Origin of the sequence: Methanosarcina sp. UBA289, assembly GCA_002496565.1 — an archaeon.
Lineage (GTDB): Archaea > Halobacteriota > Methanosarcinia > Methanosarcinales > Methanosarcinaceae > Methanosarcina.
On sequence record DAKJ01000002.1, the window covers coordinates 1 to 15,455 of the forward strand.

A 15,455-nucleotide genomic window follows, 5' to 3' on the forward strand; every position below is an offset into this window, starting at 1 on the left:
AAACTTACCGTTTAAACAAAAAACTACTAATTTTAGCGACAACATGAATAAAGAATACTATAAGCCTTTAAGATCGAAATCAAATTGTAGGCTGCCCGACAAATACTACTAGTAATAAAAAGACAACAAAAAGAAGGCATTTACGGTCTTTAAATCGAAAAAGACAAAATTCGGTTATTACTAGTAATAATTGTCGGACAGCCTGTAAAGGACAAAGTATTCATGATTCTGCCATGAAGTAGAAAATAGGTTTACTTACATAGTGAATATAGCCCGGCACGGATTCGAACCGAGGTTGCAGGATCCAGAGTCCCACATGATTGACCACTACACTACCGGGCTTCTATGATTTTTCGCTGTGGGGCGCATTTCTTTCGCCTTGAGGCGTATCTTCTAAAGGAAGATTTTGTATAAATACCTTTCGGCTGAAATGCTCCGAAAATTTAAAAATTAAATAAAAAAAGGAATAATTAAAAGTTAAATAAAAAGAGAAATTATACTTTTACAGGTTTTCCTCGGGCTGATTGAGAACTGCAGTCCACCACCAGCGGGCCATATCTAAAAGGTCTTTTGAAAACTGACCTGAAAGCCTGTACTCTTTATCTTTTATCGTAATTAGCCCTGCTCCGAGCAGTTTGTTGCGCATTGCATAAAATGAGGCACGCCCTATCTGGAGTTCTTCCAGAAGAGTCTTCCATTCGTCAGTTCGTATTGAATTTCCTGCAGCCTGACGCTCTTCTATTATTGTCAGAAACTTTTGACCTCTAACAGCAGTAGCGTCTTCTTGAAAAATACGTCGCATAAGGGTATAGTATGGATCTCTCGAATGGCTTATGCGGGTATTGGCATCCGATCTTATGACAATAGTCGTTGCCGTTCTGGGGGCGTTTTTAACGAGTGACATTATTCATCAGACAGTTAGGTGTAGTAGTAAACTTCTCAAGTCGTAAATTCAGCAGATGTCTTGGGTGAAGTTACAATCTTCATGAGCAAGTCTATATATTCTTCTCTCAAGAGGTAAACCATTGGAGTCTTATAGGATTCTTTATGCGCCCTTAAAATTCCAAGTTTTGAATGGATATACCCGACCATAGATGCAACCGTATTCCTTGATACATTATACTTATTCGTAAGCATTTCATGCAGCTCATCAATAGTCGCTTTTTTCACCTTGATAAAAATACACAAGATTGCCCTTCGATATCCACTGGAATCAACTTCAAGAAATTTTTCTAGTCTGGATTTAATTTTAGCTCGGATGGATACCATTGATTACCACCTTTACTGATGTAGTAAAATATGTAAGTTATAGCTCTATATATAGATTTTTAAATTTATTCGTTCTGATGTGGATGGATACAAAAAATTGATATCCATTAGACAATTTCTTTTACTTCAAAACCAGTTTTTTGTATGCATATATACTCTTTCTCTGATATATTGATTTTTATATTATGCACGTGCTGGAGATATTTTAAATATTTTTTTAAAATCTTTCGTTGTAAACATTGAAACTTTACCTTTTTATTTAAAATGTTATATTTAATAATATCTTTATGCTTCTATAAATAGTAAATATTCATTTTCTGAGGGAAACTTTGAATACTTTTACAATATATTTACTTAACCACACCATTATTTTCTTGTAACAATATATGAACTTTACGTTTAATTCACTAAAACAGCTAGTTTTTACTTAAATTAAAAGTAAAAACCTCAATTTTCCGAATTTTGATTAGAGCTCTGAAATTAACAGATTAGCCGGACCATAAAATTCTTCCTAAAAGTTTAGTCGATTTATAATTTTTTTCATTTCCATATTTTTCAAATAATTACAATTTTGTTGCTGACCTTTAAATGTCTATTTTTCATAAATCTTGTGGCATCTTCTTGTAAGTATTAAAATTTCAGAACAAGACAGAAAGTCTCAGAGCCAGAAGTAAAGAGATTCTGAATAAAAATGGAAGAGATTAGATGGAAGACTGGGAGCTAAAACACAGGTCTCTTTGAAGCAAAGCCTTTCATAAAAAGGGGATTATTATTAATAGGTTTATATCCTTTACAAAGAAAGAGAGTTAGAAATAAGGTAAGGCTAGGAAACCAGTAGAGTCGACCCTCTCAACCTCATCCAGGAGTGGATAAAATGGAATACAGCTATGACCTGAAAGGGAATAATTTATACATTGGAGAAAATCAAATACATGCTTACAGCCTGGAAGAAAATGAGATAGGCAATTGTACCTGTTGTGATTCCATACTTATGAGCCTCAGCTATCATGCTGCAGAAGAAAGAACAGTGGTAGTAACAAAATGCATCTCTTGTGGAGCTTTTTATGCAAATATCTATGACTCAGAATGGAGTTGGGTAGATGAAATTCAGGTCTCCCTGCTTCCAATTCCAATTCCTATAAGCAGTCAGGTAATTGACGACTGGAAAGGGCTTGAGTCAATTCCCATGAAAAAGCTTGAAGCTGTCTTCTCCAGAGGAGAAATTGAAGCTCTTTTTGCTAGGGCAAAAGATGAAACTCCCACCCGTCAGTATCTATATAGAGCCCGGAAAAAATACAAACTTTTTGAAGAAATATTTGATCTTGAACTGGCATTATAATTTAGTTACAGATTATTACCATTTCTCTAACACCTTTGAAATAACTAGGGACTTTAATTGGGGATTTGTTATACGTCACTATATAATAATACGCATAAATAAATAATATTATTTAGCCAATTATATATAATTTATATCATTTAATGAAATTTATTAAAAGATAAATAATAAATTTAGATATTATTAATATATATTTAATAATATCTAAAATATATTACAAATTACATAACAAATGAATTGTATTTATTTGTTAGCCGAAGTATAAACAAATACTTTTCACATACATTTTATATATTACCAAACTCTTCGACTAAATGAGATATATGAATATTAAATTATACATTTGAGTAAAATTTGTCAAACGATTCGCCTATATTTTTTCAGTGATATAATATATGATAAGTCTATACTAGAGAGATCAAAAAACATTTTATAAATATAGCTCTATAAAGCGCAAGCAGATATTAGTATATTATATATTATATATACCAAAAATTATAATTAAAAATATAGATTCGAAAAAGCGGAGAGATTGTCAGTTTATTTCATAAAAAATAACTTGTTCGGACAAGCTTTTACATATTGGCATGTTTTTCTTAAAATTCCTGCCCGGAAATTTTTATCTGAGTGAACAAAACATCACGTTTGTAATAAAATCGTAAAATTAAATAATTCTTATGCATAATATAAAAAATTATTGTATTCTTTTATCTCTTGAACTTTTAAGTGGGTTCAATACATCTAAATTACAAATTTATTCTAGTATAATATAAGAATAGATTTGAGAATTTCTGCAGAATGAGATTTAGACTCCTATTTTGTCAAGTCATTTATTACAAAGACTATACGAATATGGTATGTTTGGCCGACAACCGCAACATTAAAGACATAAAGTTGTAAAAGAAAAAAGATGACAAATACAAAAAGTATTCATACATATATAATATAAGAATATATGTAGCTTTTTTCGCACCCAATATTAAAGTTGAATATTTAAATAAAAACAAGGAATTTTCTCTATTTATTAAAGCTTTAACAAATAATTATTCCCTCGACGAATTTTTACCTGTGTGTTTTTGCCAAAAATTAAATTTATTAGTCTACCCAATTTGCTTAACAAATTAGTATATAAATATAGGGCTATAAAAAGAATTTATGGGAAAATAATATCAAATATATAATAAATAAATAAATAAATAAATATTTTTAAAAGTACTTAGAACTAAAGTGATCATTTAGGTGAATAAATTCGTTTTTGGAGTAACTGTTATTTATAGATTATTTCTTACATACATTATAAACAATAATATTTGGATGTGAATTACAAAAAGATATTGACCTGTTATATTATAAAAGATATATCATTTAATAGGAATTTATTTTTGACATTGTTAATATACATATCTAATTTAAGTATATAATATATTAGATGGCACATTTTTGATAAACTAAATGAGTACTATATAAAATATATTTTGATAGAGAGTTCTAAGGATCTGTAAAAAAGTATTAATTAATTGATAAATTGATTAACTATACAAGAAATATACAGCAAAATATATTCATGAGTTAGTTTATCTTGATAGATGGTATAAATAAATGTTTTATTATAAAGAATATATAAGGTATTATCTATAGTTTTTAGGATATAACATTATAATATGCCATAACATATCATAAACACATATTATAAAAATATGGAATAAAATATATTCTATTTTGGATGTATTATTACATTAACTCCCAGAATTTAGCATATTATCTATGAAAGATAATATAACAAATAGTAGTATGAAGTATTATATAATCTATTAATCATATAGACTTTATAGATATGATAAATAAAAGTTATTAACTAATAGTATACTATTTAAAAAAATAATCAATATATCAAATGAAAAAAACTATACGTGGTATGTTAAATATCTAATTTATATATACAAATGCTCCATTAATATTTGATTATATTTATAAAATAATACTAGCTCTGCTTCATATAGACTCTCCATAATGAAAACTAGATAAAACAACTATCTCCATAATATGGAAATTGATTTCATTATATAATTAGTTAAGCCTAAAAGTAGCCAAAATGTTATATCAAAAAACTTAAAATATAACTTAATTAAGAGTAAGTTAACTTATTCATAAAAAATGAACTAAATCTAACACAAATTACATAGTATAGTTATTTAGAAACTCATTAAATGTATGCATCATACTCATAAATTTATCAATACTACTAACAAGATAATTTTTATTATTATAAATGATGGGCTCCGTTATGCTTGAAAAAGTAGACTTCTCCAAGACAATAGCAGTTTCCGAATATAATAAAAGCGAGAAAGTACTTAAATATAAGATCGGAGAACTGCAGCGGAAAGCCTGGGACTTAAAAATACCTGTTATTCTCGTTTTCGAAGGCTGGCACGTCTCAGGAATGGCCGAAGATATAAACCGATTTATTCTTTCGCTGGACCCCAGAGGATATAGTTTCCACACAATGATTAGACCCTGTTATGAAGAACACCTCAAGCCTTTTATTGTACGTTTCTGGTCCAGGAGTCCTGTCAAAGGAAATATTGCAATTTTTGACAGGAGTTGGTATAGCAGGTCAATAATAGAGTGCCTAGGGAAGGAAAAATCCGAGGAAGAAATGGAAAAATGCCTGGAAGAAATAAACTATTTTGAGCGGCAGCTTGCCGATGATGGCTATCTTATTATTAAATTTTTCCTTCATATAAGCGAAAAAGAACATAAAGAGCGTTTTAAAAATCTCGACAAAGATGACCTTCGATTCATATTTGAAGAATACGAGAAGGAAGCAAGACAGGATCTTGATTTTATCCATAATTATAACGAGTACCTGCCGTTTGTCGAGAAGCTGCTGGAAAAGACAGACATGCCTCATGCGCCATGGACAATCGTGGAAGCTAATGACAGAAACTTTGCGACTCTAAAGATCATGATGACGGCAATCCAAGAAATTGAAGCCTCTATTGAACAGGCAACCAGAACCCCATCTGAAAAAACCCTTAAATATCTGGATCTAGAAGCAAAAGAAACTCTGCAGCTTAACAGTTCCATTCTGGATAACATTGACCTTTCTAAAAAAATGGATGTCGATGAGTATAAGAAATCGAAAAAATTATACCAGCAAAAACTTGCAGCCCTACAGTACGATTTATTCAAGAAAAAGCGTGCCTTGGTTGTGGTCTTTGAAGGCTGGGACGCTGCCGGCAAAGGAGGAGATATCTACCGCTTTGTAGAAAATCTTAATCCCAGACTATATAGAGTATTTCCTGTAGGCTCACCAAATGACGTAGAAAGAACCCATCATTACCTCTGGCGCTTCTGTGAAGCAATCCCTAAAGCTGGTCATATAACAATTTTCGATCGGAGCTGGTATGGCCGTGTCATGGTAGAAAGAATTGAAGGTTTCTGCAATGAGGAAGAATGGAAAAGAGCTTACAGAGAGATTAATGAATTTGAAGAAATACTGACACGGTCAGGAGTAATTGTACTCAAATTCTGGCTTCATATTGATAAGGAAACTCAACTGAAGCGTTTTAACAACAGGCAATTTGACCCGGAAAAAAAATGGAAAATTACAGCCGAAGACTGGAGAAACCGGGGCCGATGGGATGATTATAAAATAGCAGCTGAAGAGATGCTCCAGAAAACAAGTACAACAAATGCCCAGTGGATTATTGTAGAATCAAACGACAAACGATACTCTAGAATCAAAGTCCTGAAAAGTGCTACTGAGGCCCTTGAAAAGGAGCTGAAAAAATAATATTATATTAACATGTGTTACTTATATTAACATATGATACTCAAAATTTTACTTTGAATCTTCAAGGTCAGATAGAGAACCTGAAGCAGACTTGAGTCTTTCCGAATTGTTTTGAAGCTTTAGAGGACTTTTTATAACATTCTTCTCCAACCTATGCCGAGAAAGAACGATCTCAATGTCCCTTTCCAGATCCATTTCGTCGAAAGGTTTCACAATACATCCATATCCCGTATTCCAGATCTGTTCGAGAATTTTACGGTCTGAGCAAGCTGTAAGATAAAGAACTGGAATATCAAGCCGGGTTATTATCTCTTTTGATGCTTCTATACCATTCAGATTACCTTTTAACATAATATCCATAAGCACAAGGTCAGGTCGAGTGCTTTCAGCCTTGCTAATGGCCTCCTCCCCGGATGAAGCTATACCTGTAACAGCATATCCTAAATTCTTCAGCATTATCCGTATTCCCATTGAAACAATATGTTCGTCCTCAACAACCAGAATTCTTCCTTTTACCATTATTATTACACCTTTGTTCATCCTCAAAGAGCAGGTTTGAAACAGGTTTCTTCTTCATATAAAGCTTAAATTCCTCCAATCTGTCAATGAAGTTACAGGCTAGAAGCAATTGAATATATTTTACCCTGAGTATTTGACCCTAAGTATATTTGATCCTTAAATAAGAAAATTAAATTTAATAGTTATTTTACAGTTGTTGTATTTCAATGGTAATTTTCAAATCCAATAGAGAAGGCAAGTTTCTATGCTGCTTTCCTCACAGAACCCTATATAAATTAAGATATATAACCCACGCCATATGGTGCTTACAAAAGAATAGGAAATTAAAGCTGACACTGTCCATGACAAAAGGGAAGAACTTTGTCCTGGCGTAAGGGATATTTTGATTCAATTGAAAATTTCAACCGCACTGTCAAAAAAATGATTCGCTAAATATTCATTGAAATACCCTGATCTTAACCTCAGTAAAATCAAACTGGGATGAATAAATTAGTATATGGAAAAAAGGCTGGTAAGAAATAATTAGGAAAAGGAACAGGAATAATAAGGGGTTTCTTGTACCTCGTAAAGAAAAAGAGGTAAACTTTGGCGTTCTGGATAATTTTCAGGGTTTCTAGAAAATATCTTGGAAAACAATTTTCTCCTGAAAAGATCTGAAGCTTTTTCTTCTGACCCTTCTTGCTTTCCTTTTTCTTCGCTGCTGATCATTCTGGATTTTCGTTTTCCCTGAGTGATTCCGATTTTTCTTTTCTGTACCTTTGCAGGGCTACCTCAATGCTGCTATACAGATCTTTCTCATCAAAGGGTTTTATAATATAACCGAAAGGCTCAGTTCTCTTAGCTCTCTCAAGAATCTTGCTATCAGAATAAGCAGTCAGGTAAACAACCGGAACATTAAACATTTTCTTGATTTCCATTGCAGCTTCTACGCCGTCCATATCACCTTTTAACATGATATCCATAAGCACGACATCAGGGAAAGTACTCTCTGCCTTGCTTATAGCATCTTCTCCGGATGAAGCTATACCGGTAACCGTATATCCCAAACTCTTTAACATTTTCTTTATTCCCATTGCAACAATATGCTCATCCTCAACGACCAGAATTCTGCCTTCTGCCTTTTTTCTTCCTTCCGCCATTTTCGCACCTTATTTATATTTCATCTCCTGAAAAAACTAATCTCGAATCCTGTTCCCCTGCTTCGGTCAAGTTTAATTTCTCCTTCAATCTGATCCACAAGTGTTGTCACCAGCTGTAGTCCCAGGGAAGTTGTATTCCAAATATCCAGTTTCTCAGGGAATCCCTTACCATTATCTTTTACTATAAGGGTTAACCTCTCTTCTTTATTCAGATCTGTACCATTAAGGTCATTACTTTCATTATTTTGGTGGCTGACTTTTCCATTTTCAGAAGTAACAGCGTCCTTTCCCTGCCACATAAAGTATTCTTTACTTCTGCGTAGCTCAATATAAATTTCTCCTTCCCTTTCTCCGTCGGTAAAGGCGTGTTTCAGGGAATTTGAGACTAGCTCATTGACAATTATTCCCAAGGGAACGGCCGTATCCATTCCCAAGAAAACCTTTTCGACATCCAGCTTCAAGCTCACTTTTTCGCTATCCAGTGAGTAAGAATGAAACAGATAATCTGCAAGATTCTTAATGTAATCCGCAAAGTCCACACTTACCATATCCTCGGATTGGTAAAGTTTTTCGTGGACAAGAGCCATTGATTTGACCCTGTTCTGGCTGTTCCTGAAAGCCTCAATTACATCCCTGTCCGTAAAATTTCCAGACTCAAGATATAAAAGCATGGAAATTACCTGTAAATTATTCTTGATGCGGTGGTGGATTTCTTTTTTGCGAATTTCCTCCATCTGGAGAAGCGCGTCCTCGGCTTTTTTATGCTCGGTTATGTCCAGGATAATGCCCTGAAGATGGATTTCCCCGTTCTCATTGCGCTGGATAACTGTCCTCTCGTCGACCCAGCGGACTTCTCCAGATTTTGTGAGAATCCGATATTCTGAGGTATAATCCGTGCAGCCAGCCTCAACATTCATCTTAAGTTCGGCAGCCATCTTTTCCACGTCTTCAGGGTGCACAATATTTCCGTAAAGAATCCTGTTCGAGGTAAAATCCTCCACCTCATAACCCAGTCGGGTAATATTTTCCGAAACAAATTCGGCAGGCCACATGGGCTGATATTTCCATAAAAAAACGATTACAGGACTTGTATTAACAACCCTTTCCATATCCTCTTTAAGCCTGTTAGATCGCTCAAGTTCTTTTGCATAGTCCAGAAGGGCTTTTTCCGCCTCTTTACGCTGGGTTGTAATCATATCAAGAGCCTGGCGCGTCTCTTCGATTCCATCCGTAAGCAGCTTGAAATCGCCTTTTCCATGGATACTGATCTGCTGCTTAAAATTGTTCTGTTGAAATGCAGTAAGAACTGCGTTTGAATCATCGATAATACTATTCAAAGTTTCGGAGAATTTGTCAAGGGTATTTCCGAGTTCTCTGAACTCCCCCTGTACGTCTACATTGACTCTGGCTTTTAATTCTCCTTCTGCAAGAGCATTGGTTACTCGTATAGTTTCTCTTACAGGCACAATTACAGCTTTAAGGATTTCATTCAGGCCAGTAGGGATTTCCCTGAAGTCTCTTTCCACATCCGTATCTGCCCTGACATCAAGCTTCCCTTTAACTGCATTCTGGGCAATACTCTTGAAATCCTGAACGATTTCATCTATTGGCCTTGTGATAGAAAGGGCAATCATATATGCAAGGCCAGCCATGAAGAGAATTGAAATTGCAGAAATGACCAGAAGCTTGGTCCGAAGATCAACAATACCTGCAAGCATTTCTTCTTTCGGAATTACGAGCACAAAGGCAAGATTCCCGGTTTGCACAGGTTCATAGAACATTACAACAGGTTTGCCTGTGGTAGGGTCCTTGACATCAATATATCCACCGGTTCCATTTTTTACATCATGTGCGGCTCTGGCTATCTCTTTCGAGTTAAAGTCATATAGGCTTTTTTTCCCAATCCATTCCTTGTGTGTAGGGTGAGAAAGCAAGACGCCTGTGTTGCTTACCATGAAGGCATATCCAGTATCAAAAGCCTTGACCTTACCCACTACTTCATCCATATACTCCAGAGGAACATCAACTCCTCCTATCCCTACGAACTTCCCGTCCTTGAAAATCGGGGAAACATGGCTGACTATGAATATGCCTTCATAAAAGTAAGGCTCTGTTAAGACGTCTTCTCCTCTGACTTTGGGCAGCTGGTAATAATCCGAAGAATCATAACGAAGAAGGGATTCAACCTTAACATTGCCTTCGATCTTATTACAATAAGGAACGAATCTGCCTGTTGCATCGTGCCCGGAGGTATTGACATATTCCATATCTCTGCCGTCAAAAGCATTTGGCTCATATGCGACATAAACCCCAATCAGATTCGGATTTTTTTCAAGGATGTTCTCAATGACGCCGATTACTTCAGTCCTGTTAGAAGACTCATAGTTTTCCATCGTAAGGGTAAGAGTCTTTGCAATTGCACTGTTAGCTTTCATATCGGCATCAAACTGGTTTGCATAATTGCTTGCCATTTCAATTGATTTCTGGTAAGCCAGCTTTTCTTCCTGGGAAGTGACCGTACTGATGATCACAGCCGTAGAGACTGCAAGAACAAGAAAAACCCCAACAACAATATAGATAACTAGCTTTGATTTCAGGGGAAAGTCTTTAAATCTCATAGTATACTCCAGCCAGTTATAAAAGAGAGGTAGGAAGCCTATTCCTTTTTTGCCTTAAAATACTAACAGGATTCAGATTTTAATAATTTCTTGAGATAATTCTTTATAATGCATGAAGAGCTCCCTGCCCCAGTGAAGAGCGCTTACATCGAAACTCATTACTTTCCTATGGTCGTATTTTCCATGCTTGTCAAAAAGGCAGAGATACATGAACTTTTCAGTAACAGCAATTGTCGGCAGCTGCATATTTTCCTCGCAGACCTTAAAAACTGTGTTCTCAGAATTGAGCAGGATTTCGAGTTCATCCTTGCAATCATTTTTGAGTCTCTCAAATACAGCTTTCGTAAGCACGATTTCCATTTCAACTCCGTTTTTTGCAAGTCTTGAGTAAAGCGATGGATAAAGAGGATGATAATAAGAAAGTGAACTCAGAATGCATCTGGATTTTAGAAGGTTCTCAGTAAACTCCCTTGGGAGATCGAACAGGTGGTTCAGGTCAGGTTCGATTACCATGCATTCCCCCAGTTCTCCAAGCCTCATAAAATGTTCATGCGGTATGACACTTGTATCCCGGCTTGCCCAGTATTCCTTATTTTCCTCGAGAACCTCAAGTGTGTTCAGGAGAGGAAGCATATTTCCAACGACAAGCTTTCCAATCTCCGAAAGCATATAAGTGTCCTCTTCCTGGAGGATCAAGCCCTGTTTTTTAAGGATTTTAATCTGAGGCATCATTGCCTTTGAGGTCACATTAAGAGAAGTTTTTATTTGCTCAATGTTCCTCGAACCTTCCATAAGCAAGAGAAGGAGATTTTTCCTTTTTTCAGAAAGCCAGATAGTGTCACATAAAGATGAACTCATTGCTATTCCATATTTATTGGAAATACTTTTATTAAAAGATTATGTTTGATAACAAATATATTTAAGAATCTCGATATTAGAAAAAGTTTTGAGCCTTGGTAAATCCCGAATGAAAATTTTTAATGGCATTAAAAAATCACTTTACTTTAGAACCTACATACAGCTCTTTCTTTTGCCTGAAACTTTTGCAAGAGCCACGCGGATCGGGCTATATATTATTGAAGCCATTGATAAATCACTTACCAGTAAAGTAAATCCAATATAAGAAAATTGCCTGAAAGAATAACAGATATTTCTAAGAGGGCAAATAACCGAGTAAAAATGGCATGAAAAATTGGTTAAAGTGGCCGCTAAAATAATTAAAAATGGCGCGAAAAAACTGGTAAAAGTGGCCACTAAAATAATTAAAAGATAGAAACAAAAATGGCACAAAAAAGAACTAAAAAACAAAAATGTTAAAGACTATTTGCATCCTCCATAAAAAATTAAGGAGCATTACGTGAGGTAAGTCAGTTGTATATGAAAATATGACTGGAACTCACGGGACCTGAAAAAACTAAAAAGGAAAAACTTCAGGCTTAATACCTGGAAATTTTCTCTGCTCCGAACCCCAGCAAATGCATTAAAAAGGTACCAGAGCTGTGGCATGTGGGAAATGCCATAGCTTTTGGGTGCCTCCGAAACCAGATTTCTTTTTCACAAGATTAAAAGAAATTTTTTCAATACTTTAGATTTTTTCCTTATATTTTAATCTCTCTTTTAGTAAACCCAACCTGCAGATAACTTAAAATTCAAAGATTTGCCAAAAAAGGAAATGTGTTAATTTTGAAGTTTTCATAACCTTCCATCAATAAGAAAAACAAAAATAAGAAACCCTAATTTAAAAATGCTAAATATAAACAACAATTCTCAGGCAGGGTTATCGTCTCTAATATGACTCTACACTTGTTTTATTTTACGAAAATTGCCTACTTGATAAGCGACTTTTTTCTCCTAACGTTGACCGTAGAAAATAATAACTGTCGAAAGCTACAAGGATCAGAAAGCTCCAAGCACGATATAGAGAATTACTTTGGTCCTCATAGAGTATTATTGCAAATTGTTGTATCTCATATCCAGCTAGGTAAGATCTAGCCAGGTAAGGTTATTTTTTGTAGAATAAAAAATAGTAAAATAATTTTAATTCCTTGAGAATAAAAATCGATATGAGGCCACAGGATTGTATGACTTATCTGTATCTCGATATATCATCCTGTAGTCTCACATTTCCTGCGAACCCTTTTTGCACCCTAATCTGAACTCGTGATTTGAAAATATTGATTGACTCACAGACTGATCAGGGTTTCAATAAAGGGAAACAGCATAAATTTACGCGAACTTAAATTAGTACATTTAACATAGGTCTTTAACGCAAAACTATTATATTATGGATTCGTTTGATAAGGAATTGTCCATCTCTAAAGCTGCCCTTCTCTCGTTCTGAGAATAATACCACAGTGGAACATAAAGGGCAAGCACTACGAAACCAACTATTGTTGAAGTCCAGCCTACTTCAAGACTGTTCAGGTATACTATTCCAATAAGACATAGAGGCAGGTTAAATAACCCAAAGAAAAGGGCTACATATTGCCAGCCTCTAGGAGCTTTGAACGGTCTTTCAAGTTTTGAGAACTTTGGATCAACTTTTGCCTTCGCATATGCAAGCAAACTTATCCCGTTAGCGCAGACATAACCTATTGCTGATGCAGCAAGTATAGCTGAAGGGGTTCCCAGGAAGATGAAGCCCGTATTCAAGAGTGCAATGAAAATCATTGCATTGATAGGAGTTCCATGCTCATTCATTTTTCCAAAGAACTTTGGCAGATTTCCTTCTTCAGCCATGGAGTACATAGCCCTTGAAGCTCCGAGAAAGCCAGTCTGGATAATGAGGACCATTGCCGCAATTAACATGAAGATTGTGAGAGCACCACCTATGGGACCAAGGGTCATCCGAGCCATAGGCAGCATAGGAGAGAAGGGTTCGGCCAGTATTCCTGTAATTCCAAGGGTTCCGGTACAAGCTGACTGGACAAGAATAAAGGTTATGAGGCAGATAGTACCGCAGATAAAGAGGGCTTTTGGGACATCTGATTTAGGCTGCTTATATTCAGGCCCGTAAATTGCTGCAGTTTCCCAAGCGCAGGCACTCCACTGAGCCATTGCAAAAAGCCCGAGCAGGATCAGGATATGGTGTAGATCCCAGCTCCAATCTGTGGGAAGCCAGGCGCCGGTAATATTGCTAATCTCAAAATGCCCGGTTACAAAGGGAGCCAGAGAAATTATAATAAGCGGGGCAAGGGAAATTACTGCAAGGATATACCCGAGCGTTGCTCCGTTCGAAAGCCCACGATAATTGACCATAATAAGAAGCACGACTACAACTGCACCAGACGCGAGATAAATTGCGATGTCAGGCACGCCTGCAAATGCAGGAACCAGACTTTTAAGATAGCTTCCGATCAGGATTGAATAAATTGCAAGAACCGGATTCCAAGCAAACCAGTAGCTCCAGGCGCTGAAACCTCCAAGCAATTTGCTCAGATCATATCGTTTATTTTTATCGCTGCCTCCAAAAACACTCTGAGCATACCCGGGAAGGCCGGATGCTTTCGGGAACATTGTAGCAAGCTCCCCGTAGGCAAAATTTTGCATGAAACCCTGAAAGACAGATAACGCCCAGATAATAATTGCAGCAGCCCATACATAATTTGCAAAGTAACCTATGGACGGGAGGATAAGCATGGGGACACCAAGGGCAATCGCAAGTCCCTGCTTCCAATCAATTGTTCGCTGGAGCCCTCCGTTTTCACTGTTTTCGTTGCTCACTTTAAAGCACACTCCTATAATTAATATAAAATGATAATTGACGATTCGCACAGCTCTTACAACACAAATCGATCCATAAAAGCCTGCAAACGGAAAAAGCGGGAAAAATTCGAACAAAATCTAGCTCATTCTCAGAATATTTTCAAGAAATGCTTTCAAGAAATGCTTTCAAGAAATGCTTTCAAGAAACATTATCAGGAAAATATTCTGAGAAAATGTACAGAAGATCTGTACTCGCTTTTCCGTATCTTTGCAGTTATTTCGGAGTTTTTTCTTTATGCTATCTGCTTTCTAAATTTATTGCAGGAGTTTATCTTTATATCGAGCAACTTTTCGATATTCATTTTTGCTGCAATACCTTTTGCTGCTCCTGGTACTGATGTAATGACCCCTATATTGAGTTCTTCACGCAGCTCGCGCATAACGTGCTCGTCTACGAGGTCCATCTTGTCAACTCCGAGTTTCTTTGCGACGTACTCTTTTGCTTCTCCTATGCGCATGTTCTTTGAGAACTCCATTCTTGCAACAAGGTCTCCTGCAGCTCTCATACCTGTCATACCTGAAGCCATAATGTGGGAAATCGGCATACCCAATGGGTCGCCGACTCCGATCTATATGCCGTCTACGCCTGCAATTTCTACCATTGCTTTGCTTGCCCTTGTAACTGCATCAATTGGAGGAGTCTCAAGCATTGGGATTCCGCCGACACCCATACCCATGTCAACATGACAGGGAATTGGGGATGCTTCGACAGCTGCCTTCATGAAGGTAACTGCTCTGGCAAGGTTCCAGGCTGATGTCTTGCTGGTGTTAGTATTGCAAACTGGACCGAAAACGTTTGCACCGGCCTTTGCAACCAGAGGCGCCTGCTGGTGAGGCCAGAGGCCTGCAAGGGTTACTCCGTCATACTGAAGGTTTCCATGCATACCAAGTACGCACTCTCCAGCCATGCCTGCTTCAATGTACATATCAGGGAATTCTTTCCTGAGAGCCTCGATTGCATGGAGTGTACCGTACATGTCAGCGTCGCCTGCTGCGCCGGTTGTGTCAAA

General features: G+C 36.3%; 9 protein-coding genes, 1 tRNA gene and 1 pseudogene. 2 read left to right on the forward strand and 9 right to left on the reverse strand.

The window, feature by feature from the left end:
• Positions 1–269: 269 nt before the first annotated feature.
• From BP549_RS00095 to BP549_RS00105, 3 genes are all read right to left on the reverse strand, one after another.
• A tRNA-Gln gene (locus BP549_RS00095) sits at positions 270–342 on the reverse strand.
• A gap of 160 nt (positions 343–502) precedes the next feature.
• The gene (locus tag BP549_RS00100) at positions 503–904 is read right to left on the reverse strand and encodes a hypothetical protein (protein WP_292374243.1); all 402 of its coding nucleotides are present in this window, start codon (positions 902–904) and stop codon (positions 503–505) included.
• A gap of 35 nt (positions 905–939) precedes the next feature.
• Entirely contained in the window at positions 940–1,269 is a 330-nt protein-coding gene (locus tag BP549_RS00105; RefSeq protein WP_292374242.1) for a DUF2551 domain-containing protein, read from the reverse strand.
• A gap of 874 nt (positions 1,270–2,143) precedes the next feature.
• Here BP549_RS00105 and BP549_RS00110 point away from each other — a divergent pair.
• Positions 2,144–2,608, forward strand: a complete 465-nt coding sequence (locus tag BP549_RS00110) for a hypothetical protein (protein ID WP_292377266.1) — start codon at positions 2,144–2,146, stop codon at positions 2,606–2,608.
• Positions 2,609–4,892: 2,284 nt separating this feature from the next.
• Entirely contained in the window at positions 4,893–6,404 is a 1,512-nt protein-coding gene (gene pap / locus BP549_RS00115) for a polyphosphate:AMP phosphotransferase (protein WP_292377267.1), read from the forward strand.
• Between the two features lie 48 nt (positions 6,405–6,452).
• On the opposite strand, the gene BP549_RS00120 is transcribed toward pap, so the two are convergent.
• The 6 genes and pseudogenes from BP549_RS00120 to mtbB form a co-directional block, all read right to left on the reverse strand.
• Positions 6,453–6,923, reverse strand: a complete 471-nt coding sequence (locus BP549_RS00120) for a response regulator (protein ID WP_292374236.1) — start codon at positions 6,921–6,923, stop codon at positions 6,453–6,455.
• A 704-nt stretch (positions 6,924–7,627) separates the two neighbouring features.
• On the reverse strand, positions 7,628–8,062 hold the full coding sequence (locus tag BP549_RS00125) for a response regulator (RefSeq protein ID WP_292377269.1): 435 nt from the start codon (positions 8,060–8,062) through the stop codon (positions 7,628–7,630).
• Positions 8,063–8,082: 20 nt separating this feature from the next.
• Entirely contained in the window at positions 8,083–10,680 is a 2,598-nt protein-coding gene (locus BP549_RS00130) for a histidine kinase dimerization/phosphoacceptor domain -containing protein (protein ID WP_292377271.1), read from the reverse strand.
• Positions 10,681–10,752: 72 nt separating this feature from the next.
• Positions 10,753–11,538, reverse strand: a complete 786-nt coding sequence (locus tag BP549_RS00135; protein WP_292377273.1) for a helix-turn-helix transcriptional regulator — start codon at positions 11,536–11,538, stop codon at positions 10,753–10,755.
• A 1,419-nt stretch (positions 11,539–12,957) separates the two neighbouring features.
• Complete coding sequence (locus BP549_RS00140; RefSeq protein WP_292374226.1) at positions 12,958–14,403, reverse strand: APC family permease; 1,446 nt, start codon at positions 14,401–14,403, stop codon at positions 12,958–12,960.
• Positions 14,404–14,678: 275 nt separating this feature from the next.
• Positions 14,679–15,455 (reverse strand): annotated as a pseudogene (gene mtbB / locus BP549_RS00145) ([dimethylamine--corrinoid protein] Co-methyltransferase); the annotation flags it as partial.